23 protein-coding genes and 1 pseudogene are annotated in these 23,976 nt (G+C 54.5%); 15 read left to right on the top strand and 9 right to left on the bottom strand.

Annotated elements, in window-relative coordinates:
* The first annotated feature begins 89 nt into the window (after positions 1 to 89).
* Positions 90 to 932: a LysR family transcriptional regulator gene (locus ACA055_RS09625; RefSeq protein ID WP_497683409.1), complete on the top strand. Its 843-nt coding sequence runs from the start codon at positions 90 to 92 to the stop codon at positions 930 to 932.
* A 118-nt stretch (positions 933 to 1,050) separates the two neighbouring features.
* On the opposite strand, the gene ACA055_RS09620 is transcribed toward ACA055_RS09625, so the two are convergent.
* Both ACA055_RS09620 and ACA055_RS09615 read right to left on the bottom strand, forming a co-directional pair.
* The gene (locus ACA055_RS09620) at positions 1,051 to 1,842 is read right to left on the bottom strand and encodes a WaaZ-like lipopolysaccharide core biosynthesis protein (protein WP_497683408.1); all 792 of its coding nucleotides are present in this window, start codon (positions 1,840 to 1,842) and stop codon (positions 1,051 to 1,053) included.
* 189 nt (positions 1,843 to 2,031) lie between these two features.
* Entirely contained in the window at positions 2,032 to 3,783 is a 1,752-nt protein-coding gene (locus ACA055_RS09615; protein WP_497683407.1) for a L,D-transpeptidase family protein, read from the bottom strand.
* An 80-nt stretch (positions 3,784 to 3,863) separates the two neighbouring features.
* Here ACA055_RS09615 and ACA055_RS09610 point away from each other — a divergent pair, with 80 nt between their 5' ends.
* The 9 genes from ACA055_RS09610 to dusA all read left to right on the top strand — a co-directional run bounded on the left by ACA055_RS09610 (position 3,864) and on the right by dusA (position 11,973).
* On the top strand, positions 3,864 to 4,568 hold the full coding sequence (locus tag ACA055_RS09610) for a murein L,D-transpeptidase catalytic domain family protein (protein ID WP_497683406.1): 705 nt from the start codon (positions 3,864 to 3,866) through the stop codon (positions 4,566 to 4,568).
* 149 nt (positions 4,569 to 4,717) lie between these two features.
* A complete protein-coding gene (locus tag ACA055_RS09605) occupies positions 4,718 to 6,409 on the top strand; it encodes a copper resistance system multicopper oxidase (protein ID WP_497683405.1) in 1,692 nt (563 codons plus the stop codon).
* 10 nt (positions 6,410 to 6,419) lie between these two features.
* Complete coding sequence (locus ACA055_RS09600; protein ID WP_497683404.1) at positions 6,420 to 7,307, top strand: copper resistance protein B; 888 nt, start codon at positions 6,420 to 6,422, stop codon at positions 7,305 to 7,307.
* A 55-nt stretch (positions 7,308 to 7,362) separates the two neighbouring features.
* Positions 7,363 to 7,746: a copper homeostasis periplasmic binding protein CopC gene (gene copC / locus ACA055_RS09595; protein WP_497683403.1), complete on the top strand. Its 384-nt coding sequence runs from the start codon at positions 7,363 to 7,365 to the stop codon at positions 7,744 to 7,746.
* A gap of 3 nt (positions 7,747 to 7,749) precedes the next feature.
* Positions 7,750 to 8,685, top strand: a complete 936-nt coding sequence (copD, locus tag ACA055_RS09590; RefSeq protein ID WP_497683402.1) for a copper homeostasis membrane protein CopD — start codon at positions 7,750 to 7,752, stop codon at positions 8,683 to 8,685.
* 87 nt (positions 8,686 to 8,772) lie between these two features.
* A complete protein-coding gene (locus ACA055_RS09585) occupies positions 8,773 to 9,162 on the top strand; it encodes a hypothetical protein (protein ID WP_497683401.1) in 390 nt (129 codons plus the stop codon).
* A gap of 101 nt (positions 9,163 to 9,263) precedes the next feature.
* Positions 9,264 to 9,656: a hypothetical protein gene (locus ACA055_RS09580; RefSeq protein WP_497683400.1), complete on the top strand. Its 393-nt coding sequence runs from the start codon at positions 9,264 to 9,266 to the stop codon at positions 9,654 to 9,656.
* A gap of 232 nt (positions 9,657 to 9,888) precedes the next feature.
* Entirely contained in the window at positions 9,889 to 10,680 is a 792-nt protein-coding gene (locus ACA055_RS09575; RefSeq protein ID WP_497683399.1) for a transporter substrate-binding domain-containing protein, read from the top strand.
* 297 nt (positions 10,681 to 10,977) lie between these two features.
* Positions 10,978 to 11,973, top strand: a complete 996-nt coding sequence (gene dusA / locus ACA055_RS09570; RefSeq protein WP_497683398.1) for a tRNA dihydrouridine(20/20a) synthase DusA — start codon at positions 10,978 to 10,980, stop codon at positions 11,971 to 11,973.
* 93 nt (positions 11,974 to 12,066) lie between these two features.
* Here dusA and ACA055_RS09565 read toward each other — a convergent pair.
* A pseudogene (locus ACA055_RS09565) lies at positions 12,067 to 12,374 on the bottom strand (undecaprenyl-diphosphate phosphatase); the annotation flags it as partial.
* A gap of 653 nt (positions 12,375 to 13,027) precedes the next feature.
* On the opposite strand from ACA055_RS09565, the gene ACA055_RS09560 reads away from it, so the two are divergent.
* The 5 genes from ACA055_RS09560 to rfaH all read left to right on the top strand — a co-directional run bounded on the left by ACA055_RS09560 (position 13,028) and on the right by rfaH (position 17,639).
* Positions 13,028 to 13,768 (top strand): winged helix-turn-helix domain-containing protein, encoded by a 741-nt coding sequence (locus ACA055_RS09560; RefSeq protein ID WP_497683397.1) that lies wholly within the window; start codon positions 13,028 to 13,030, stop codon positions 13,766 to 13,768.
* A gap of 8 nt (positions 13,769 to 13,776) precedes the next feature.
* The gene (locus ACA055_RS09555) at positions 13,777 to 14,553 is read left to right on the top strand and encodes an EAL domain-containing protein (protein ID WP_497683396.1); all 777 of its coding nucleotides are present in this window, start codon (positions 13,777 to 13,779) and stop codon (positions 14,551 to 14,553) included.
* Positions 14,554 to 14,587: 34 nt separating this feature from the next.
* A complete protein-coding gene (locus ACA055_RS09550) occupies positions 14,588 to 15,259 on the top strand; it encodes a winged helix-turn-helix domain-containing protein (RefSeq protein ID WP_497683395.1) in 672 nt (223 codons plus the stop codon).
* Positions 15,260 to 15,619: 360 nt separating this feature from the next.
* On the top strand, positions 15,620 to 17,014 hold the full coding sequence (locus tag ACA055_RS09545; protein WP_497683394.1) for an undecaprenyl-phosphate glucose phosphotransferase: 1,395 nt from the start codon (positions 15,620 to 15,622) through the stop codon (positions 17,012 to 17,014).
* A gap of 118 nt (positions 17,015 to 17,132) precedes the next feature.
* Positions 17,133 to 17,639, top strand: coding sequence for a transcription/translation regulatory transformer protein RfaH (gene rfaH, locus ACA055_RS09540; RefSeq protein ID WP_497683393.1), 507 nt, complete (start codon positions 17,133 to 17,135; stop codon positions 17,637 to 17,639).
* Positions 17,640 to 17,777: 138 nt separating this feature from the next.
* Here rfaH and ACA055_RS09535 read toward each other — a convergent pair whose 3' ends face one another.
* The 6 genes from ACA055_RS09535 to rfbD all read right to left on the bottom strand — a co-directional run bounded on the left by ACA055_RS09535 (position 17,778) and on the right by rfbD (position 23,974).
* A complete protein-coding gene (locus tag ACA055_RS09535) occupies positions 17,778 to 19,868 on the bottom strand; it encodes a YjbH domain-containing protein (protein ID WP_497683392.1) in 2,091 nt (696 codons plus the stop codon).
* Positions 19,865 to 20,632 (bottom strand): capsule biosynthesis GfcC family protein, encoded by a 768-nt coding sequence (locus ACA055_RS09530; protein ID WP_497683391.1) that lies wholly within the window; start codon positions 20,630 to 20,632, stop codon positions 19,865 to 19,867. The genes ACA055_RS09535 and ACA055_RS09530 overlap by 4 nt, the downstream gene beginning before the upstream one ends.
* A complete protein-coding gene (locus ACA055_RS09525) occupies positions 20,629 to 21,288 on the bottom strand; it encodes a YjbF family lipoprotein (RefSeq protein ID WP_497683390.1) in 660 nt (219 codons plus the stop codon). The genes ACA055_RS09530 and ACA055_RS09525 overlap by 4 nt, the downstream gene beginning before the upstream one ends.
* Before the next feature lie 15 nt (positions 21,289 to 21,303).
* A complete protein-coding gene (locus ACA055_RS09520) occupies positions 21,304 to 22,419 on the bottom strand; it encodes a polysaccharide biosynthesis/export family protein (protein WP_497683389.1) in 1,116 nt (371 codons plus the stop codon).
* An 89-nt stretch (positions 22,420 to 22,508) separates the two neighbouring features.
* Complete coding sequence (locus ACA055_RS09515) at positions 22,509 to 22,745, bottom strand: hypothetical protein (RefSeq protein ID WP_497683388.1); 237 nt, start codon at positions 22,743 to 22,745, stop codon at positions 22,509 to 22,511.
* 338 nt (positions 22,746 to 23,083) lie between these two features.
* Positions 23,084 to 23,974, bottom strand: a complete 891-nt coding sequence (gene rfbD / locus ACA055_RS09510) for a dTDP-4-dehydrorhamnose reductase (protein WP_497683387.1) — start codon at positions 23,972 to 23,974, stop codon at positions 23,084 to 23,086.
* Positions 23,975 to 23,976 lie beyond the last annotated feature (2 nt).

The raw sequence follows: 23,976 nt of genomic DNA, 5'->3' as shown, positions 1-23,976 counted from the left end.
ATCTTCAGATTACGAGTCCTTGGTGATAGTGTGAAATTAAATTAGTATCGATACTTCAGTGGAAAATCAAATATCAACAGAGGCCCGCCATGCTCGATCTCGAGTTGCTCAAGACCTTCGTCTGCGTGGTCGATGAAGGCAGCTTCACCCGCGCCGCCGAGCGCGTGCATCGGACCCAATCCACCGTCAGCCAGCAGGTTCGCAAACTGGAAGACCTGGTCGGCAATCCGTTGTTGCTTCGCGACCGGACCGGGCAGAACGTTAGCGTCACCGAGCATGGCGAACTGCTGATTCACTATGCCCGGCGCCTGCTGGCACTGTCTTCGGAAGCGGTCGAAGCCCTCGCCAGCGACCTCGATCTGGAAATCCTGCGCGTCGGCGTACCGGAGGATTTCGACGCCCGGCGCATGGCAGTGATCCTCGCCGGGTTCAACCGGACCAGACCTGAGGCTCGCCTGGAAACCTTCAGCGGCATGAGCACTGATCTCAAGCAGAAACTCGCGGCAGGTGACATCGACATCGCGCTGGTCAAGCGCGAACCGGACAGCGGACCGTGTTGGGCAGCCTGGCCGGAAGTGCTGGTGTGGGTCAAAGGTGCGGGGGTGGACTCAGCCAACGGGGTGCTGCCCCTTGCGCTGTTTCCCCAAGGATGCATTTATCGGCAGCGGGCGATCCGCCTGCTGGATGTGGCTCAGCGGCCCTGGCGCGTTACGTTCGGCAGCCACAGCCTGACGGGCATTCAGGCTGCCGTGGCCTCCGGGCTGGGCGTGTCGGTGCTGCCTGCTTCGGCGGTACTGCCTGAACACAGTGTCTGCACCGATCTGCCCGAGTTGCCGCCGACGGAATTAGCATTGATCAGCCGGGAGGGTGCGCTGACCGGGTTGCAGCGGGCGTTGGTGGAGTTTTTGCGGGAAGAGTTGGAGCGCGCCTGATCTCTACGTCGAGCCGAGCGCGCGGGTTCATGAAGTCATGGACGCTACAGGCAAAAAAATTGGGCGCCCCCATGGACGCCCATTTTTTCTTTATGGCAGATTCCTGGCCGCAAAACCTTCAAATCATCTTATCGATCTCATCCAGCGTCACCCGCGGAACTAGCTCACCGGGAATCCGCGAGGAATTGGACAGGTTGTAGACTTGAAAATCATCATCCACGACGTACTTCGACAAGATCTCGAATGACGGCAGGATCCTCGTATAAAAGTGTTCATCGAGGGTACAAGGTGAAACAAACTTGCCTGCCTCTTCATAAAAGCGACCCACCGACTGATCCAGGTCGACGCCCACCAAAAACACCTTGGTAAACCCAACGTGATAAGCAATTTGCAGCGCCAGGTACGCCACTGTGCGGGCGTCGAAAAAACCTCGCTTAAGGTTCTTGCTGAAACCGAGGCTTCTATTACGGCCAGTGCCAAGTTTTCGACTTCTGACGAGTTCTTTATCTCGCCGAAAAACCAGTTCGCTCCAGGAAAGCTTTGGCGCCCGCGTCAGCAAATAAAGTTCACCCTCGGGTGCAAGCGCTTCATGCTGGATGTGGTCTTCCCACACGGCTACCCGCTGACTGATGTGCATGGCTTCAGAGAAAAGATTGGGTTGCTCTCGGTAAAAAGCTTCGTCCGTGCAAGCGTAAAAGAACGGTTTGATATCAGACCCGATGAACATCGAGATGGCCCCGTTCATGGTGATCATCGGAATATCTGCAAAACGCTCCAGCGGAAAGCCTTTCGCAGACGCTCCTGAGGCGATGATAAACACCGGACCTTTTTGAATGTTGCGACACTCATCGAAGTCATGCACATCAAGCTGACTTGTAGTGAGTGACGATTTTTTTTGCGCAACATCCATCTTCAGATTCCCTATCCCTTTGCATCGTTCATCGACGTCAATTTGCATTGTGATAGTTTTCAACCGGTGAGCCAACCGCTTAGCTTCACTCTGCGACGGAGCGCAAAGGTTGATGCAGAGCGCTCGCGTCATTCAAACGCCGATGATCAGGCCTTTTTACAACGATAATAAATACAGCATCCGTTTTGGCTACAGGTTATTTTGCCCCGTCACCATCGAGGGGGTACCTGCTCGCAGCCAATCCAGAACGGGCAATTGCGAAGGCCTGTTCAATCCCCGCAGTACAGCAGAGTCGTACCCGTATATGTCGGGTTTGAACACCACTCGACCATCGCTCCCCAGGTCTACCGTCCAATACGCCAACAGCACCGGTACTTTGACCGGAAGCCTGATGTTTTCGGTCTTGCCAGTGGCTAGCTGTGCCTGAATCCCGGCGCTATTCCAACGCACCGGATCGTTGAACAACAGCTCTACCAGTTGCAGCGGATTTTCAACCCGTATGCAGCCTGAACTGGTGGCACGGAACGTTTGAGCAAACAGTTCGCGATGGGGCGTGTCGTGCAGATAAATCGCGTAGTCATTGGGAAACCGGATAACCACCTGGCCCAGCGAGTTATCAGGACCGGCGTCCTGTCGCAGGGTCAGGCCGCGGGGGTGGCTCCAGTCGACAGTCGACGGATCGAGCACATTACCCTCTCGATCAATCACCCGGATACGGTTGGCGGCCAGGTAGCCAGGATCACTTTGAATCTTCGGCAGCATATCTTTGACGAGAATCGTTGGCGGCACGGTCCAGGTCGGGTTGAACGTGACGTAGGTAATCTCGGATTGAAACACCGGTGTACTGCGAAACGGTTTACCGACCTGTACCCGGGAACGCCATATCGCCTTGCCGTCGCGGTAAAGAGCCACTTTGTACCCGGCAATGTCGACGATGACAAAAGTGCCCTGGAGTTTGTACAACAACCAGCGCGCACGCTCCATGTTCACCCGGACCTGATCGATACGTGCATCGACCGACACGTTCAACGCAGCCAGCGTCGCCGCCCCCGCAACGCCGTCCGCGCCGAGGTATTGTTCGGACTGGTACTTCTTCACCGCGGCCGTGACACTTTCATCGTAATCCGTGCGCTTCGTCGCTTGCGGGGCCAGATAACCACCTGCCACCAAACGGGCACGCAACTGCGCGACAGAAGCGTCGTCCATGCCAGGCTTGAGCGACTGCCCTTCGGCAATCTTTGGCCATCCTCCCGCATCCCGAATCCTGCGCAACTGCGCCAGGCCTTCGCGCAAGCTTCGGTAAACCGTTTCCTGTGGCGGTGCTTTAGCGAACGCAAGCGCCACATCATGAGCATCAAGTGAGGCAAAGAAGTTATTCATGTCGTCGCGAGGATCGACGCCGACGGGATCGAAATTCCAATGAATGTCCAGACGCGATGGATCGACCTTGCCGCGGCGTAACTGCAGCAGTGCGGTGATGAAAGTCCGGGTCGCCGCGATATCGAACGCCGCCCGTTGCGCCGGGGTTGGCGCTGTACTTTGCATCGACGCTCTGGCTGACGCCAACACATCAATATGAAAGTCCGCCGGGTCCAGTCCATCGGCCTGGGTGTCGCTGAGGCTTTTCAATAACTGGATGACATCGCTGTCGTTCGTCCAGGCCGGGCGATAACCGCGATGCATATAAAAATCCATGACGACGCGGTCCGGATCCACCCGTAGATGACGCGGAGAAGTGAGTAACGGAGGAAACGCTGAACTCAAGGGCAAAAGCGACGCCTGAATCGCCTGGCCGACGATATCGTCAGGTGCTGCCCCGGTTCTGCTGCTGACCGGAGATACCAGCTCAATCGCCGAAGTTTGCCCGATTGTTGCGCCGCTGATCAGAAAGCCCATAAAAAAGATGCGGCTTATGACGAATAACCTTGTTAAGTGCCCCATGAATAATCCTTAATCTCCCGTATTCAACGGCTAGCCTCCTGCCCACTGCTAGACTCGAACCATTACTGTGAGACTTACATATGGCGCCAGACCGCTTTGGCTTTTTATTCACCGTCCTGCTGCTGACGTCAGTCTCGGTACCGGCAGCCTACGCCGATTCGCTTGAGGCCGCGCTGGTCAAAGCCGCACCCGACGCTAACGCCAAAGTCATCGGTCTGGCCGTACGTGCCTCCCAATGCAGCTTGGCCCAAGGCGCGGCACCTGTCCAAAGACTGGCCGTCATCGACTACTCCCTGCCGTCGACCGAACAACGTTTGTGGGTGTTCGATCTTAAAAAGCGCAAGTTGCTGTTCCATGAACTGGTCGCCCATGGCCGAAACAGCGGCGAGAACATGGCGGTCAAGTTCTCCAATCAGAATGAAAGCTTCGCCACTAGTCTGGGCTTGTACCGAACCCAATCGAGCTATGTCGGGCAGAATGGCTACTCGTTGCGTATGGAAGGGTTGGAGCCGGGTTTCAACGACAATGCGTTCGAGCGCGCGATCGTCATTCACGGCGCACCTTATGTCAGCCCGGTACTTGCCCGAGCGAACGGCCGGATCGGTAGAAGCCTGGGCTGTCCGGCTGTGCGGCCGGCGATTGCGCATAAGCTGATCGACTCGATGAAGGACGGGCAGTTGTTGTTCTCGTACTACCCGGATCAGCGTTGGTTGAAGTCTTCTTCGTATATCAACTGCGGTGGTTCCACCGTGGCCGATGCGTCCAAACCTGATACACATCTGTAAGAAAGGGCACCCGTCCAGCGGCGCCCTCCTCCCGCTTCACTGCTCCTGAACCTGTCAAAACTGTAATCTGCGCCTCAGCCTGCTGAAAGGCAGCGCCCGGTAGCCTCGTCCTCAACTTCTCTCCAAACTGACGGACCGGGAACAACGGCATGCACTCCAACACATCTCGACGCACCTTCGTGAAGGGGCTGGCCGCAGGCGGGCTGCTAGGCGGTCTCGGGTTATGGCGCACGCCTGTCTGGGCGGTCACCAGCCCTGGCGAGGCGAATGTGCTGGCGGGTTCCGAGTTTGAGCTGTTCATCGGCGAAACCCCGGTCAACATTACCGGTAACCCGCGTACCGCCATGGCCATCAACGGCGGCATTCCTGGCCCCTTGTTGCGCTGGCGTGAAGGCGACACGGTCACGTTACGGGTGAGGAATAAACTCAAGGACACCACTTCCATTCACTGGCACGGCATCTTGCTGCCGGCCAACATGGACGGTGTGCCGGGGCTGAGCTTTCACGGCATCGAGCCAGGTGGCGTGTACGTCTACCAATTCAAGGTCCGGCAGAACGGCACTTACTGGTACCACAGTCATTCGGGCTTTCAAGAACAGTCCGGCGTCTATGGACCGTTGGTGATCGACGCGAAAGAGCCGGAGCCTTTCCAGTACGACCGCGATTACGTGGTGATGCTCACTGACTGGACCGACGAAGACCCGGTTAGCCTGATGAAAACCCTGAAAAAGCAATCCGATTACTACAACTACAACAAGCGCACCGTGGCTGATTTCATCCACGACGTCAGTGAGCAGGGTTGGAGTTCTACGGTCGCCGATCGAAAGATGTGGGCCGAAATGAAGATGAATCCGACGGACCTGGCCGACGTCAGCGGCGCGACTTACACCTACTTGATGAATGGCCAGGCGCCAAACATGAACTGGACCGGCATGTTCCGGCCGGGCGAAAAACTGCGGCTGCGGTTTATCAACGGCTCTGCCATGACGTACTTCGACGTGCGTATTCCCGGTTTGAAAATGACGGTGGTCGCGGCAGACGGTCTGTACGTAAAACCGGTGAGCGTCGACGAATTTCGCATCGCGGTGGCGGAGACGTTCGACGTAATCGTCGAGCCGACCCAGGACGCCTACACCTTGTTCGCCCAGTCGATGGATCGGACCGGCTATGCCCGCGGTACGCTGGCGGCGAAGGCTGGTTTGTCTGCACCGGTGCCGCCACTGGATCCTCGGCCACTGGTGACCATGGATGACATGGGCATGGGCGGGATGGATCACGGCAGCATGGCCGGTATGGATCACAGCGCCATGCAAGGCATGCAGTCTCATCCCGATACGGAAAACAACAACCCGCTGGTGGACATGCAAGCCATGAGCACCGCCCCCAAACTCGACGACCCGGGCCTGGGCCTGCGCAACAACGGTCGCCGCGTCCTGACCTATTCCGACCTGCACAGCACCTTTGAAGACCCGGACGGCCGCGAGCCCGGGCGCACCCTCGAACTGCACCTTACCGGTCACATGGAGAAATTCGCCTGGTCGTTCAACGGCGTGAAATTTTCCGACGCCGAACCGCTGCGACTCAAGTACGGCGAGCGGGTCCGGGTGGTGCTGGTCAACGACACGATGATGACCCACCCGATCCACCTGCATGGCATGTGGAGCGACCTCGAAGACGAGAACGGCCAGTTCATGGTGCGCAAACACACGATCGACATGCCACCGGGCTCCAGACGCAGCTATCGGGTCACCGCCGATGCGCTCGGCCGCTGGGCTTATCACTGCCATCTCCTTTATCACATGGAAATGGGCATGTTCCGTGAAGTTCGCGTAGAAGAATGAGGCGCTACCCATGACCAGACTCACTACGATCCCTTTGGTGCTCGTGACAGCGGGCCTGACACTCTCTTCGGCATTGGCCGCCACCAACGACATGCAGGGCATGGATCATAGCCAGATGAACGGCATGGACCACAGTCCAATGCAAAACATGGACGACGGCCAGATGCAGCCCGCCGCACCGCCCCAAAGTCGCACACCGATCCCCACATTGACCGATGCCGACCGCGCTGCCGTATTCGTCAGCCCGGCCGGCCACGCCGTGCATGACACTGCGCTCAACCACTACTTCCTCGCCGACAAACTCGAATGGCAGGATGCCGAAAACGGCAGCACATTGGCCTGGGACCTCTCGGGCTGGATCGGCAGCGACGTCGATCGCCTGTGGCTGCGCTCCGAAGGTGAACGCACCAACGGTAAAACCGAAGACGCCGAAATCCAGGCGCTTTGGGGCCATGCGATTTCCCCATGGTGGGACGTAGTGACCGGCGTTCGTCAGGACTTCAAACCCGGCGCCCCGCAAACCTGGGCCGCGTTCGGCGTACAGGGTATGGCCCTGTACAACTTTGAAGCGCAAGCCACAGCCTTCATCGGAGAAGATGGCCAAACTGCCGCGCGCTTTGAAGGCGACTACGACATCCTCCTGACCAACCGACTGATTCTGCAGCCGACCGCCGAACTCAACGTCTATGGCAAAAACGACCCGCAACGGGGCATCGGTTCCGGCCTGGCCAATACCGAAGCCGGCCTGCGCCTGCGCTACGAAATCCGCAGGGAATTCGCGCCGTACATTGGTGTGACCTGGAACCGCACTTACGGCAAAACCGCCGATTACGCCACCGACGAAGGTGAGGACCGCAGCGAAGCACGCCTCGTCCTCGGCGTTCGGATGTGGTTCTAAAACGCACTCACTCAACCAGCAAAAAACAACCGCTTCGAGCGGAAAGAGGTCTTGCATGCGCATGTTCAAAACCACCGTTGTTGCCCTCGCACTTTCTGTCGGACTGTTCATGAACGCACTGGCTCAGGCCCACCCGAAACTGCTGTCCTCCTCTCCAGCCGAAGGCGTGGCTGGCGGGGCGCCGGGCAAGATCGAACTGCACTTCTCCGAAAACCTCATGACCCAATTTTCCGGCGCAAAACTGGTCATGACCGAAATGCCCGGTATGGCTCACGCCCCCATGCCCGTGAAAGCCAAAGTCACCGGCGGTAGCGACCCGAAAACCATGATCATCACCCCGCTCTCACCACTGCCCGTCGGTACCTACAAAGTCGAATGGCGCGCGGTGTCTTCAGATACTCACCCGATCACTGGCAACGTCACGTTCAAAGTGAAGTGATTGATGAGCGATTCGATCAGCATTGCCCTGCGGTTTGCGTTGTATGTGGATTTGATGCTGTTGTTCGGGATGGCGCTGTTTGGGTTGTACAGCCTTGAAGGACGGGAACGGGTGTCGGGGGCGGTGTTGCCGTTTCGGTCGATGCTGGCGGGGACGGCGGTTCTGGGAGTGCTGTTGTCCGCGGCCAGCATGGTGGTGATGGTGAGTGTGATGAGCGGGGAATCAGACTTTGCCCAGCTGCGTCCACATATCGAGATGATGGTGTTTGAGACGGACGTAGGTCTGGCCTGGACCGTTCGGATCGTTGCGATGGTTGTCGCCGGATTGGCCGTCATGCTCAACAAACGCGTCCCCGGCCTCAGCTTGCTGATGGCGTCTGTTGCTGGCGGCATTGCCCTCGCCAGCCTGGCCTGGAGTGGCCATGGGGCGATGGATGAAGGCAGTCGTCGGTATTGGCATTTCGCGACCGACATTCTTCATTTACTGGCAGTGGGCGCCTGGCTAGGCGCGTTGGTCGCGTTTGCGTTGATGACAAGGATCAACGCGCTGTTAATCGAAGAAGGCATCAGACTACTGGCTCGGGCGGTCACTCGATTTGAATCGGCAGGCGCTCTGATCGTGGTGATCGTCACAGTGACGGGGGTCGTGAACTACCTGTTCATTGTGGGCCCCAATCTTAATGACGGGTTCCTCACCACCTACAGCGTTTTGCTGTTCATCAAAGTGGCGTTGTTTGCAGGAATGCTGGTGCTCGCCGCGTTGAACCGGTTTCACCTTGGGCCGCTTTTGGAGAGGTCGATGCGGGAAGGGCAACATCGGGTGGCGGCGAACGCCTTGCGGCGCAGTGTAGTGGTGGAATTGGCGACGGCAGTGTTGATTGTTGGGCTGGTGGCTTGGCTGGGGACGCTGAGCCCGGAAATGGAAATGAGCGCGGAGTAACGTAAAGGGGGATCATTTGATATGGATCAACGACAGCCTCCTGCCCTGGACTAAGCTCAACATACCCCCTCAGTTCGAATACACGACATGTTCTGGTTCCGCTCTCGCCTACCGCTGCTGATCCGCCAAGTGCTCGCACTGTGGATGTTGGCCTGTGCGGTAGCGGCTAGCCAGGGATGCCTGAGCCTGCCGCCTCATGACCTGGCCGCCGCCCATGAAATCAGCAACCTCAGCCATAACGACAGTCACGAGCAGCATGCCAGCGGTTGCCTGCAATACTGCGAACGCACCGCTACAGCATTGAGCCCCACACTGACCTTGCCTACCGACCAACACACCCTTTGGGCCACCCTGCTTCTACTGCCCGTACTGATTCTGAGTGCCCGCTCCTCGACTCCGTTCGCCTTCCTCACCTTACGCCGCCCGGCGCCACCCCGGCCACCTGCCCGCCTGCGCTTCGTTCGTTTCAACGATTAAAACCGTCATCCGAGCGCCTGGAATTCCTGTCGCACGCTTCGCGGCGCCCCTTTAGCGCGGCTCAATACTTCCTGTACCTCCCTGATTCCCTGGAGATTCCCATGCACAAATACTTCAAATCACTCGTCGCCGCGCTGCTCATCAGCAGCCCATTGGTTGCTCTGGCCATCGACGAACATCACCCCGACACACCGCCAACCACACCGGCTATCGCCCCTACACAAGACAAGGCCATCAGCGAACAGATGCAAAAAATGCAGGCAGCCCACGAAAAAATGATCACTGCCAAAACCCCGGCCGAACGCCAGGCCGCCATGCAGGAAGGCATGGTCACAATGAAGGACAGCATGGGGGTAATGCACAACCATTGCCAAGGCATGGGGATGGGCAAAGGCATGACCGGCGGCAAGGACCGCTCAGACCAGATGATGGGCATGATGATGAAAATGATGGATCAGCAATCGAGCATGATGAAGATGCCCATGGGGCAATAACCTCCCCAAAGAAGCGCTTGACCTTGCCATCAAGGCAGGGCCGACCATCGATTCCCATAATCACAGCGAGGCATGTCACTCACAGCAATCAGGATGACATCAAGGCCAGTCCACAGACGGACAAAAAAAGGGCGCCAGTGGCGCCCTTTTTCGTCGCTGATGACAGTCGAGAAGTTGCGTCACTACACTAATCCCACTTCCAAACCTGCCCCATCACAAAAGCCCAATTACAATGAAAAGCATAAAAAACACGATGATGCTCAGTGGACTGATCGCTCTATCCTTCGGCGTTCAGGCACAGCAAGCCGCTTCACATCTGGACACCGTCCAGCAACAAGGCCAACTACGCGTTTGCACGACCGGTGACTACAAACCCTATACCTACAAAGCCGAGAACGGCGAGTACTCGGGGATCGACATCACCATGGCCCGCTCGCTCGCCGACAGCCTGGGCGTCAAGGTCGAGTGGGTGCAGACCACCTGGAAAACCCTGATGCCCGACATGCTCGCGGGCAAATGCGACATCGGCGTCGGCGGGATCTCGGTCACTCTGGAACGGCAAAAAAAGGCCTTCTTCAGCACCACCCTGGATGTCGACGGCAAAATCCCTCTGGTGCGTTGCGAAGATCAGGCGCTGTACCAGACCGTCGAGCAAATCAACCAACCTTCCGTGCGCCTGGTTGAACCGGCCGGCGGTACCAACGAGGCTTTTGTTCATGCCTTTCTACCCAAGGCGCAACTACGGCTTCACGATAACGTGACCATCTTCCAGGAGCTGCTGGACAAAAAAGCTGATGTGATGATTACCGATGCTTCGGAGGCGCTGTATCAGCAGAAGCTTAAACCCGGTTTATGTGCGGTTAATCCGACACAATTTATGCAATACGGTGAGAAGGCTTATTTGTTGCCGCGTGACGACATCAGCTGGAAGTTGTATGTCGATCAATGGCTGCACTTGGCAAAGGTGACGGGTAATTACCAAAAAGTTCTGGGGCAGTGGATAGCAACGCCAGAGACTAAATAGCCCGTTTTAGTTGCCGACACATCCCCTGGGCCCGCTGGCGAAGCCTGTGCCCAACGGCGAAGCAATGGCAAAATCAGAGCTCACGGAGTCTCAGGCAGCCCGCACAACGGCGGACATATTTCCGCCGTTGCGGCGCACTTTAATCGTGTAGCAATTCTCTTTCTATAACAGCCACTACGCCCGCAGCTTTCACCACACCACAACCGTGAAATCCAACGGCCGAGACTCGTCTCAACCCCTTCTGTTCAATCCTGATAAACTCCCCATCCTCAAGCCCCACCCATTCCAGAAACGCCAATGCCCCTAATCGCCGCCACACCCGCCCCACTCTCCCGCCGCTTCTCCGTCGCACCCATGATGGATTGGACTGACCGCCACTGTCGTTTTTTCCTGCGCCTGCTCTCCAAACACGCGCTCCTCTACACGGAAATGGTCACCACCGGCGCGCTGCTCAACGGCGACCACGACCGCTTCCTGCGTCACAACGAAGCTGAACATCCACTCGCTCTGCAACTCGGTGGCAGTGTCCCCTTGGATCTGGCCGCCTGTGCGCGTATGGCCCAGGACCACGGTTACGACGAGGTGAATCTGAATGTCGGCTGCCCGAGTGATCGGGTGCAGAACAATATGATCGGTGCGTGCCTGATGGGGCACCCGCAGTTGGTGGCCGATTGTGTGAAGGCAATGCGCGATGCGGTGTCGATTCCGGTGACGGTGAAGCATCGGATCGGGATTAATGGACGGGACAGCTACGAGCAGTTGTGTGATTTCGTCGGTACGGTTCGGGATGCCGGGTGCACGAGTTTTACGGTGCATGCGCGGATTGCGATTCTGGAGGGCTTGTCGCCGAAGGAGAACCGCGATATTCCGCCCCTGCGCTATGACGTGGCGGCGCGGTTGAAGGCGGACTTTCCGGAGTTGGAGATCATTTTGAACGGCGGGATCAAGACGCTGGAAGCTTGTCACGAGCATTTGCAGACGTTTGACGGCGTCATGCTGGGCCGTGAGGCGTATCACAATCCCTATGTAATGGCTGAGGTGGATCAGCAGCTGTTCGGCAGCACGGCGCCGGTGATCAGCCGGGCTGAGGCACTGGCGCAGTTGCGGCCTTACATTGCTGCGCACATCGATGCGGGTGGTTCGATGCACCATATCACCCGGCATGTGCTGGGACTGGGCACCGGGTTTCCGGGCGGGCGCAAGTTTCGGCAGTTGTTGTCAGTGGATATCCATAAAGCTAAAGAACCTTTGGCCTTGCTGGATCAAGCGGCGGAGTTGCTTGAGGGGCGTTAACGTTAAACGCTTCTTACCACCAGGCTGCTTGCTCCCAAGTCTGATGGAAATTTCAGAGTGCAGCAGTCGCAGTCCAGTTGGCCCATCACCGGCGATAAACTTGAGCAAACCGCGCACGGCAATCATGGCGAAAAAGAACGCCGTCACGAACCGAAGGCAAAAACTGGCAGGTCACCGGACTGGAACACATCCCGATACTTATAACCTGAGTAAACGGCGGCACCAACCATCGTTTGCATAGCCAGGAAGAACGGAAACTCTGTGGCTGCCTTGCGTGACAGACCAATCTACAGCCCGCCGATAATGGTCGATCCGGAACGCGAAGTGCCCGGGATCATCGCTAGGCATAGTGCGAGACCGATCTTAAGGGCGTCGATCCAGCGCATATCGTCAACATGATCCACAGCCCCCCTAATACGGTAGTCCATCAATCCCCCATTAGGCCCTCCTACTACTGAACATGAAGAATTTGTTGGCTATTCGATCACTTGAAATCTGATAGCAGCACATCGAAATAGCAACGTTCATCGGAAACAAGGAACCCGTTGATTACCTCTTTATTTATCCTTGATAAAATCCATGAGTCCAACTGGAAATTAAAACGCATTACGGCACACATTAAAACTCAATGTTATTAAATGTCCAGGATTGACATCGCGAATCTAAACGTTATATAGCCGTTATTATTGGATAGTATCCCACTGAAGAAAACTCGAACTTGTATTTCAAGTAGCCTAGTCCTGCAGCTAGATAACGTCGCCATTTAAAACTACAAGAAACATGAGATTTAGCCGTATGTACAGCCTATTGATCCGGAAAATCGGGATATCGAGACAAAAGATGGCACAATGCTATGCCTTGTCAACCCAGGAGAATGTCCTAGATGGTTCAGCACCAGAATCACAGAAGAGCAAAGGATCATGTCAAATTCGACAGCAATGTTAAAAAAATCGTGATGAGCTACTGAAAAATCCGTGAAATGTTACCAATTGTCAGTCACAAATGAGAATCGGTGCTTTAACATCCAAATGTCAGCACCCAGCCGAGTCAAAGCATGATGCTTACAGGGAAAATAACGACTTCAACCCACAGCCACGCGAAGGAGGAGACCGGAATTCTCGCCATTGGGCGGACCCCCGCACTCGCTGAGGGCTTCAGAGAACTAGTCGCAAGCCACGTAGGCAATGATGTACCCGTTGATGCAACGTGCTACAGCAACTCATTCAATAAAAGCAAGAATCCTAATTCGTACCGTGCGGTTTTTATCGTCATTGACAGTCCCCAGGCGTTTATTGAAAGCCTCGCCCTGGTGGAAAATATTCGCGCCGACAACTTGGCACTAATAATTTTCGTCGCGATTACGGGGAAAGGCACCTATAACAAGATGAAATACTATTTTGCAGGGGCCGACCATTGTATTAAATTCAGTAGTTTCCCGGAGGAAAATACTGACGTACTTTCCGAGTTTTTTGATAGTGCAGAATGGCAGGAAAAACATAGCCTGCTTTTAGACCCTACTCGTATGTGCCTTATTGGGGACTATAAAAAGCTGGATGTTTCATTTGCAGAAATGAATATTCTTGAGGCTTTTTCTCAAACAAAGAACCAAATATTGAGCCATGATGAAATCGCCAAAATCATGGGGCTGAATATAAACTTTTATGACCCAAGAGCCTTGGAAAAGTCTATTAGCCGCCTTCGCGGAAAAATAAAAGGCATGTATGGCACCAATGCCATTCAAAGCATTCGCGGGCATGGATACCGTTTAATCAGGGGTCTGATCTCAACCGCCTGATTATTAATATGCAAGGGAGTTATTGCATTATGAACGCAATGGGGAGCGTGCCACACTTCGACTGTGCGAATCATTACCTATCTCGACAATTAATTTTGACTCGCGATGACCGCCCGTTTGGCAGCGAGATCAGAATACAGTTTGACGACAGTCAGGGTCTGCCCGCTCATGCATCCTGCGCACTTACGGCGCGAGAAATGAGTGGCATCTATAGTGAAGTGATCATGCAGACTCGGCTGATTGCCTTTTCGCTGAAAGATCGCAACACATCCAGCGAAAATAAATACTTAAGTCGAAGATTCGTTTGCGTACGGCAGGCAGATCTCGTCAACTCTGCGCTGACAGAAGAGTTGATACAGTCCAGTGGCGCCCTGCGTGATCTTGGCCAGACACTGGTTATCGCTCTAAATGAGCTGCCCCTCTCGGCAGTCAGTTTCGCGGATAAAAAGAAAATCCTCCACAACGTGTATCTCTTGAAAGATCACGGCATAGAAATCGCCTTCGACGATTACAACATCCACGATGAAAGTATCGAAATCTTTACAACTCTGAATTTATTCGACTATATAAAGATCTCCGTTTCAAGCCTAGACTTGAGCCTCAAACTCACTGGCAACCCAGAACTATTCAATCGACTCCACGAACGCATGACCATGCTGACTCACAACACCAAAGTCTCCTTTATAGCTGACAGAGTCGAGCATGCCGCCAGTCATATACTGGCACGAGCGTTGCCCTTTGATTACTTCCAAGGGAGCCATTACTCCCCTGCCGACAACCTTTAAACCAAATACCAGGCGTGCACTTCAGGAGAGAGACATGGAAAGCAGCACAACCCTCCCCAGAAAATACTTTGTTGTCGTTACTCATAGTCCGGCATTACAACTTGAACTTGAGGCGTTATTATCGAGCAAGCGATATAACTCCTTCGGCACATCACAGGCAAAAATGTTTGTGGAAGGTGCCCCACCTTCTTCTGCCCCTAAACTTATGGAGTTCATTTTCCCGCAGGTGGCCAGAATGGTCCCTCCCGTTATCAAGCATGATACACAGCGCATACTCTCGACATTTGAATCTGAGTGGCGATCTGCGCAGGCCGACACTTTCCACTCACTTGTAGATGAAGCTCAGGATAACAACAGGAACTCTCTGTCCACGGTGGCCAAATCGCACTTTCCATTCAGTGAATCATGGCGATTGAGCAATGGCAGCGGCGCTTTGGTCAAAGATGATGTTGAGATTGTCTTGACTGGCCTAGAGGCCGCACTGGTTGAAAAGATGTTGCACCATGACGATCGCGTAGTCAGTAAAGACGATCTTATCCGGAGCATTGGCAGAGAACCCGAGCACTATCGTGGTCTCGAGATGTGCCTAAGCCGACTACAGGAAAAGTTTAAGAATGCCAGTAACGGCGAACGTCTTTTTCGAGCAGTCAGAAATCGTGGCTACTGCCTGATACAGAAAATCACACGCGGAAAAAGCCTCACCTGACTCAATTCAAAAGACGATCTGGTAGTGCAAAACAAAAATAAAAAAGCACCTCCACTTATGTTAACACCTGCCTTTTCCTAACCTTTGAAAACCCCTCCTGCACATAGCACCCACCGCTTAAATATCGACAATTTCTAACGCCGACCTCTTCCTTGCATAACAACAAGATGCACCTGTCATGCGTTAAAAGTCGTCAGACAGCCTTCCTCCCAATAAATTAATCTATTCACTGATGAGAGCGCCGCACGCTGGCGTTTCGCTCGTTAACGCAATGCCATCTTATAAAAACAATAATTTTTGCTTAATAAACTTTGGCTGTTGTCTGTCAACACGCGAATGGACGTATTTTGGGGATATCGCATGGTTAACAATCTTCGTATCAATCGAAATACCAACCTCAAAGGACTGACCTTCTGGGGACAGTGGGCGCTTGGGATGGGCTTTGTTGTTGCCCTGTTATATCTACTGGTTTATTACCAGACAGGAACGGTAGAGTTCTACTACCGCGTGTGCGCCATACTAACTGTGCTGGCATCGGTCCCCGCCTACTCATGGTGTGGTGTCTATGCAAAGAAGGATAACTACCTGGCAGGGCTGGGACGGTTACTGATGGGCTGGTCAATGACATTAGCGGCGTTAGCTATAGTCGCCTTCATCTGTAAGGCCAATGAACTATTTTCTCGTCAAATCATTTTGGTATGGGCTATCTGTAGCTACATCGGGCAGGCATTGTTGTATGTCCCGCTCCATGGTTTTTCGAAGTACTACCAACGGTCACTTCAAAGTGAGCGTAAAACGTTGATCGTTGGTACTGGCGAGCTGGCATTGGGATTGGCTAACAAACTTCGTACCCTCGAGCACTTCCCCTTGGTCGGACTGGTAAGTTCCGACACCACCCCCTTGCTGGAAGCGGGTTCTCCACCTGTCGTAGGCCCACAGGAGGAACTACTGGAGCTGATCAAGACTCATGACATTCGACGTCTGTACATCACGCTGCCCCTGAATGAAGCAGCAAAGATCGAAGCCATGTATATCGACTTGCTGGATGCCAACGTCGACGTCGTCTGGGTTCCGGACCTGAACAGCCTGACACTGCTCAATCACTCGGTAAGTGATGTGGACGGCCTTCCGGCGATCTATTTGAATGAAAGCCCACTGACTAGCCAACCCACCGCCGCGCTGAGTAAAAGTCTGCTCGATAAAAGCGTGGCATTGATGGCCATTATTCTTCTAAGCCCGTTACTGCTGATCATTGGCCTGGCCGTCAAACTCACCTCCCACGGCCCGGTTTTCTTCAAGCAGGATCGTCACGGGTGGAACGGCAAGGTCATCAAAGTCTGGAAGTTTCGTTCGATGCGCGTGCATGACGATCATGAGGTCAAGCAGGCCAGTCGTAACGACTCGCGGATTACCCCTATCGGACGTTTTATCCGTCGCACTTCAATCGATGAGCTGCCGCAGTTGTTCAATGTCCTGCAAGGTCATATGGCGTTGGTCGGGCCACGTCCTCATGCCGTTGCGCACAACGACTACTACTCTGGCAAGATTCTCGCCTATATGGCTCGCCACCGAATCAAACCGGGAATTACCGGGCTGGCTCAAATTAACGGGTGCCGCGGCGAGACCGACACCATCGACAAGATGCAAAAGCGCGTCGAAATCGACCTTAAGTACATCAATAACTGGTCGCTGTGGCTGGATCTTAAAATCCTGGTGAAGACGCCGTTCACCTTGCTGTCAAAAGACATTTACTGACGGCCAAGCCTTTAGCTATTGAGTGTGCGCCAGGAATAAATCAGGGGACGAAAGTCCCCTTTACCTTTGGTCCGGCGCACGCTCAAGACCACCAACTCGCCCAGTAAGGAAGACTCGTATGAACACGAGTGAACAATTCGCCACGCCCGCCTGGTACCTGATCCACTGCAAGGCCAAGCAGGATGAGCGCGCCGAGGAAAACCTGCAGCGTCAGGGTTATCAATGCTATCGCCCGACTTATCGACGTGAGCGTCTTTTGCGGGGCAGGCGACAAACCCTCTGCGAGTCGTTGTTTCCCGGCTATCTGTTTATCCAGCTCAGCGCGCACGACAACTGGGCGCCATTGCGTTCGACACGAGGGGTATTGAGGACGGTCAGTTTTGGCGGGCAGCCTGCAGCGATTGCAGATGAGGTAATCGGTCACCTGCAACTGCGTGAGCGCGAATCATCGGAAGAATCACTGCTGACCGAGGGTGACTTGGTGCGCATCAACCAGGGTTCTTTTGCAGAGCTGGAAGCGCTATTTCTCGGGATGGATGGTGATGAACGGGTAATATTGCTGATGAACTTCCTGCAACGGGAACAGCGTATCAACCTGCCGCTTTCGAGCATCACCAGACTTTAAGTACTGAGCGCCACAGGAAAGTTGCCGAGTGCAGGCGACTTTCAAGCAGTGCCCCGCTCAACGCCCCTTCCTAGTACTACCTTCTGACCGTCCACAACAGCGATCTACAGGGTTACTCGCCCTGTAGATCGTCAGCCCTTACTCCGTGATTTTCTCGAAGTTGCGATAGAACAAATCACTGTCGCGGCTATCCGTCATGCTGTGCAGCGAATAACTGCGATTAAGCCGTGCACCACCATCCCGGGTCAAAGGCGCCCAGACGATATTGGCGCGACGCATCGTCGACACACTCATCAACTCGTCGAATGGGATGGAGATATAGATTCCCTTGTCGAAACTACCTTCGCCATACTCTTCTTTAGTGGCCGTGGTCAGTGTGACCCAGCCACCGAATCGCACTCCATTGCTGAACTCACGTGACAGATCGATCGTGGTCCCCCAGTCGCGGGCCAGATAACGTCCGACGCTGACGGCTGCCTGAGCGTCGAAAGGCAAGTCGGTATAGCCTGAGATGTGGCCAGTGACAGTCGAGTAGTCACGCAGACCAAAACCCTGATCAAAGTCACGTTGGCGAACGTAGTTCAAATCAGCGCCTACAGACCATCGCTGGCCTGCCGGTCGAAAGAGCACCTCACCGCCGACACCAGCAAACATGGACTCCAGATAGCCCCCATAAACCATGCCGTAAAGATCCTTATCCAACTGTCTGGCATGGTTGAACTGGAATGTAGGCATGGTGACATCAGAGGTCGTCAAATACTGGCGCAAGTCCGTACGCACGCGAGGTAATCCGCTAGGAGCGTCATAGGTGAACTTGTCATAGTTGTTCAACAAGTTGACGCTCAACAAACCGCTCCACCAGGTGTTACGAGTAAAGCGATATTCAGCGTCCGCATCGGCAGTGACCTGATAGAGCATACCGTCAGGCCCACCGATGTTTTGTTTGTAGCCCAGACCCAGCCCATAAGAGAAAGGATCCCGCGCCTCTGTGTAGAGCGTGGTCTCGGTGTGTGGTACCGCGGCGTTGACCTCAGTGGTGCGATGCAGGTCTTTGAGTTCCTCTTCGTTTTTGACCACTTGGCGAAACGTTTCGCGGGGCACACTGGTTTCCTCCAGTGGCATGTCGTATCGCTTGTTCACCAAGGTGAACCAATCGATATCGTCGTTGACGCTGTTGTCCAGAATCCGGCTGGCCCGGCCCACGGCTTTCGCCGAATAGAAGTAACGCGACTGCTCGCCGTAAACCAACAATTCAGACCCACGCTGGGTGATGCGCTCTACTTTATAGCCGGCATTGCTCTGCAGGCGTTGGGACACATTGGCCCAATTGACCTGATCCGGAGAAGTGACCGGCACCTGGGCCGGAAGAGGTTCCGCTGGCGGATCAAAAGTCTTTGCCGGCGTCTTGCGGGTGGAAAAGTTAGTGTGCAGGGTAATACCGAACATGGCGGTATTGCCGCGTTCCCAGGCCGCGCTGAGGTCAATCGAGTCAGTCAGTTTGTAGACTGCGCCGATGTTGATCGGCGAGTCTTGCTTGATGACGTTATCGAGTGGCTCGTTTTTATAGTCATTGCCTTCGTATTCGAGTTTCAGGCTAAGGGGAGCCCAGGGTGTCTGATAAGACACACCGCCAAACAAAGAAGGGGATCCTCTGAAGTAGGAATCCGTATTCACATCACCTGCTCTGGCAACCGCAGCACTGCTTTGCGGACGATCATCGAATTTGTCGCCGAAGACGGCAAGCGGGTTAGTGAAATCGCCGCGATTACCGATGTAGCCCCAGGCGATGCCGAGGCTGAAATCAATATTGCCAGCACGTTTGTTGGCCACGAAGTATTCACTGGAGAACAATCCGGTACCACCGATATCCCGGAAGCCCAACGCTACTTCTGGCAACCAGTGGCTCTCCTGCCAGAGGCGGGCTTTGGCATCGATCGCCTTGTCCTTGAAGCTTTGGTCCCCACTAAATGACTCAGGTCCGTACGCACGGTTGGTAATGGCGGTATATCGAAACGAGCCTTCAAGCCAATCAAAGGGCTGTAGCGAAAGACTGTAACGACTGTAGGGGTCAGTTCGACTGGCATTGACACTCAACTCGCCGGCCGGAGCCATACGCGCGGTGGGTGTTTGCAACAGACCCACACCACCGAAATCATTCTGGGTATAACGCGGCTCTCCATGAGCCAAACCACAAGGTAACAACAGGACTGCTGCAAAACGTAACTTCAAGGGGCCACCTCAGCCACAGGTTGAGTGGCGAGAAATTCGGCCAACTGCTGGTTGAGTTCGGGGGTGGGCGGGTCAAGATCATCGTTCTTGATCGGCACCAGGATTTTGCTGCCGGCGGCGGGCCAATGCCCGTCCTCCCGATTCCACAAGGCGATTCCGATCCGCTGGGTGTGACCATCCGGCTGGATAATCCACAGGTAATCCTTCTCGGCGTCGGCCGAGGCCTGACAAGAGCGCAGATAGTCCCGTGCTTCCTGCATCGCGCGATACGGCAGCCGGCACGGCTGAGCGACAGCCCCCAATACCTCCACGGTATCGGGGCGCATTGGATAGACGAGGCGGTCGCCGTCATCGAGACGATCGTTCAGGGCAAACCCGACCTCTACGGCAACAGGGTCAAGGATCGCCGCCTGGCGACCCGTGACCGGCAACCGACCGACCTCCTCAAAGAGGCGATCCGCCAACGCGGCCCTGGCAGGCTTTTCAAACAGCAAGGCGCCACGCTGCAGTACTTTCAGATCAAACAATACGCCGACTTTCAGCCGGCGCTGTTGTTCCAGCAACGGCTGGCGCAACCAGGCGGCAGCCAGCCAGTAACTTTCTGCATTGGGTTGCGCAGCCGTAATAACATCCAGCAAACGTGCTCCCGGTTCGATCTTGAATTGACCAGGGCTGCGAACATCACCACTAACAGTAACGTCGGCATGACTCAGACTTGAGCCGACTAACAGCAAGCCCGCAAACAGTAAGTTCAGACGCTTCAATTAATAGCTCCCTGCTCAGAACGCAACTGAATGACCTTCAGGGAAATTTGGGGCGTTAAATGCTGCTCGCTCTGAATGACTAAACCATCCCGTGGCCGGACCCAATAACGATTGACGGCATGGAAATCTATTTCAGGTGCGTCGATGCGCTCATCGACACGAAGCAAGGAATACGACTTGTTCATCACCTTGACGTCTTCGATGCCTTCCTGGGTAAACCGGCTGTTTACGACAATCCCGACGTGGTAGCCGTCATAGATATCGATCCAGCGGGTGCTGCTATAGCCTTCAGGCAGTAGATGCAGACCACGCTTGAACGGCGATTCGCCGTCCCAGCGGGTACCATCGAGGTTGGGTCCCAGGCCGACGCTGCGCACGATCAAACCGTCGCGCATCAACAGCACCTGCTTGCCCGCCGCGACCCAGAACTGCAGGTCGCCACGCTGGCGAATCATCGCCATGACGCCCTCGCTGGAGGACGTGGTGACTTTGATCTGAGGAAAGGGAACAGCGTCTACCTGGGCCTGGGTCAACTCCAAAGAGTCGGGCCCCACAGTGGACGCTTTTAAAGTATCGAAAGAGGCTTTCATCAGTGGGTTACACCCACACAACATGAAAGCCATCGCCCAGTAGGCGCTGCTGCGCAAAATATTCACGGGTAGACTTTGCCCTTATCTGCTGCCGGCTTCGCTCATGTCATTTCTAGCAGCTGCGCCTATGCCGACGATGGATGCAGACGGAACCAACTGGCTGATAAAGCGATTCCAGCGGGTAACATTGGCAGGCCCGACATAGACCACATCCTGCGCTTGCACATCAAAACGTGTTGCCAAGGCCATGGCAGACGGCGAGTTGGCTTCCAATTGGAAAATCTTCGCCGGCTCCTTATCGAGGTTTTCGACGCCCCGGATTACATAAACGGCGTTGCCATTAGAGGTTGTCTGGTTCAAGCCACCCACCGTGCCCAACACATCGGACAGGTTCATGGTTTTAGTCTTGAAGCTCAACGCCCGAGGCTGGACAACTTCACCCATGACATAGATACGCTTGCGATCGTTGTAGGCCAGATAGAGCTGATCGCCACCCTTAAGGTAGACATTGGGCAATTGGGAGTTGTTCTGACGGTTCAACGAGTCCAGATCCAGCTTATATTCGTGCCCATCACGAGTAAGGATCAGACTTGAAAGATCAGCATTCAAAGGATCGATGCCAGCAGCACCTACTGCCTCCACTACACTCAGCGGTGTTGTGGTAAGTGGCTGTTGCCCAGCCCTGAGGACTGCTCCAGAAACAATCACTTTTTGGCTGGCGAACCGTAGAACACTGATGTCTACTTGTGGACTTTCAACAAACTGCGACAATCGACCGGATATATAGTCACGCAACTCTTCAATTGTTTTACCGGCGGCTGCGACATTGCCAACATAGGGGTAAAATAGAGTTCCGTCGGGGCGAACAAGACGCCCGTTTGCATCGATTTGCTGCTGCGGACCGGAAGGAGCAGTTAATTCAGGATGGTCCCAAACCGTAATAAACAGCAAATCATTGGCGCCAATACGATAACTTTCCGGCGAGTAGCGTAACAACTCAGATGGAATGTTCTCACTTACTTGAGCGGCCGCGTTCATAGCGATCAATTTTGGCGTGATAGGGATCAGTTCAACACGACTGCTCTCAGGTGCTCCATCACGAACGATTTGGCTGGTGTCCATATGTTGACCAGGAGAAAACATGCAGCCTTGCAAAGTAATACTTGCCAGTATGGCAACAGAAAAATTACGAATCATATTGGCACTACGCTAGTTGAGAGCACATCCAAAAAAACAAGGCCACCCAGGTAACCCTGTGTGACCTTGTTCAAACACCGCCAGCTATTTCAATTACTGGTACCTGTGGTACCTGTGGTGCCACCAGTACCGCTAGTACCACCATTAGAACTTCCGCCACTGTTGGACGCGGCTACTACACCCGCGACAACCGCAGCGCCGACCAGCAAACTTGTACCGACGGTGACCGAGCCGACCACCGGAGTACTCAGTGTGAGCGGCTCCTCTACCGCCATTGCTGAGGTACTCAAGATACCTAACAATGTGACAGCAAATAGCTTTTTCATATCAGACTCCTTCTCGATATACAGGATTTGATACTAAGTACCAAGAAGCGAAAGACTGAACAGACACCGACAAATAAAAACCTAAAACGACTGTGTCCGCTCCCCCTTTACCTTCTGTAGATCATGTCACTGACAGATCATCTATGCCACTGATTGCGCGTAGCCCGACCGACCACCTGCCGCATAGATAATGGCTACAGTTTTTTTAACATCAGTTGATTTGTCTAATAAACTCAGCAGGTTCAGGGACTTTCCAGTGTACGGCACTGGATTTGAACTGCTTGATTTTTGCGAAGAATGTTATTAATGGTCGGCTTTACATCGCTGATTTTCAATCATCAAACGCTGCGACGCTCTCCCAACTTCTGAAGAACCGACTGGAGCTCTTGCACCCAACTTTTTGGTAGCAAACCGTGCGTGTCGGCCAGCTTCTCACAGTCCAGCACCGACCACCCAGGTCGCTTGGCTGGCGTTGGATATTCCGCGGTGCTGATGGCGTTTACCTGTGGGGACTTTTCCAGCAAGCCAAGGCTGACAGCCTGTGTGAATATCTCGTTGGCAAAGTCATGCCAGCTGCACGCAGGCACACCACTGTAGTGATACACACCCCAACTCAGACGTCCTTCCCGTTGAAAAATCGCAGCCAGTGCCCACAGCGTATCGGCAATGCTGCCTGCTGAGGTCGGCCCCCCGTGCTGGTCAGCGACGACAGACAACGTGTCCCGATCGTTTCCAAGCCGAAGCATAGTCTTCACGAAGTTATTACCGTGCGCACCAAACACCCAACTGGTTCGGAGAACCAGATGGCGCGAGCACTGCTCCAACAGTCGTTTCTCTCCAGCCAACTTACTCAACCCGTATACGCCGGTAGGGCTGGTTATGTCATCGGGCGTGTATGGCTTATCACCCTCCCCGCTAAACACATAGTCCGTGGAGATATGCAGGAGCGGAATGCCCAGTTTTTCCGCAGCTGCCGCGAGTAGTCCCACACCGTCCGAGTTAACCGCATAAGCACTCTCGGTTTCATATTCAGCCTTGTCCACTGCGGTATAGGCCGCAGCGTTAATGACCAGCTCGGGTTTGACTGCGTCAAACACTGCCTGGATCTGCCGGGCATTACTAATATCCAGATCTTGTGAACCATAACCGAACACGGCAAAACCCGCAGGTGCTCGCTGGAGCAGTTCGTATCCGACTTGGCCGTAAGCACCGGTAACAAGAACACGCATAT

The organism is Pseudomonas sp. LBUM1657 (genome assembly GCF_059716075.1).
The sequence above is the reverse complement of the archived record's forward strand: the minus strand, read 5'-3'. Positions and strand labels throughout refer to the sequence as shown.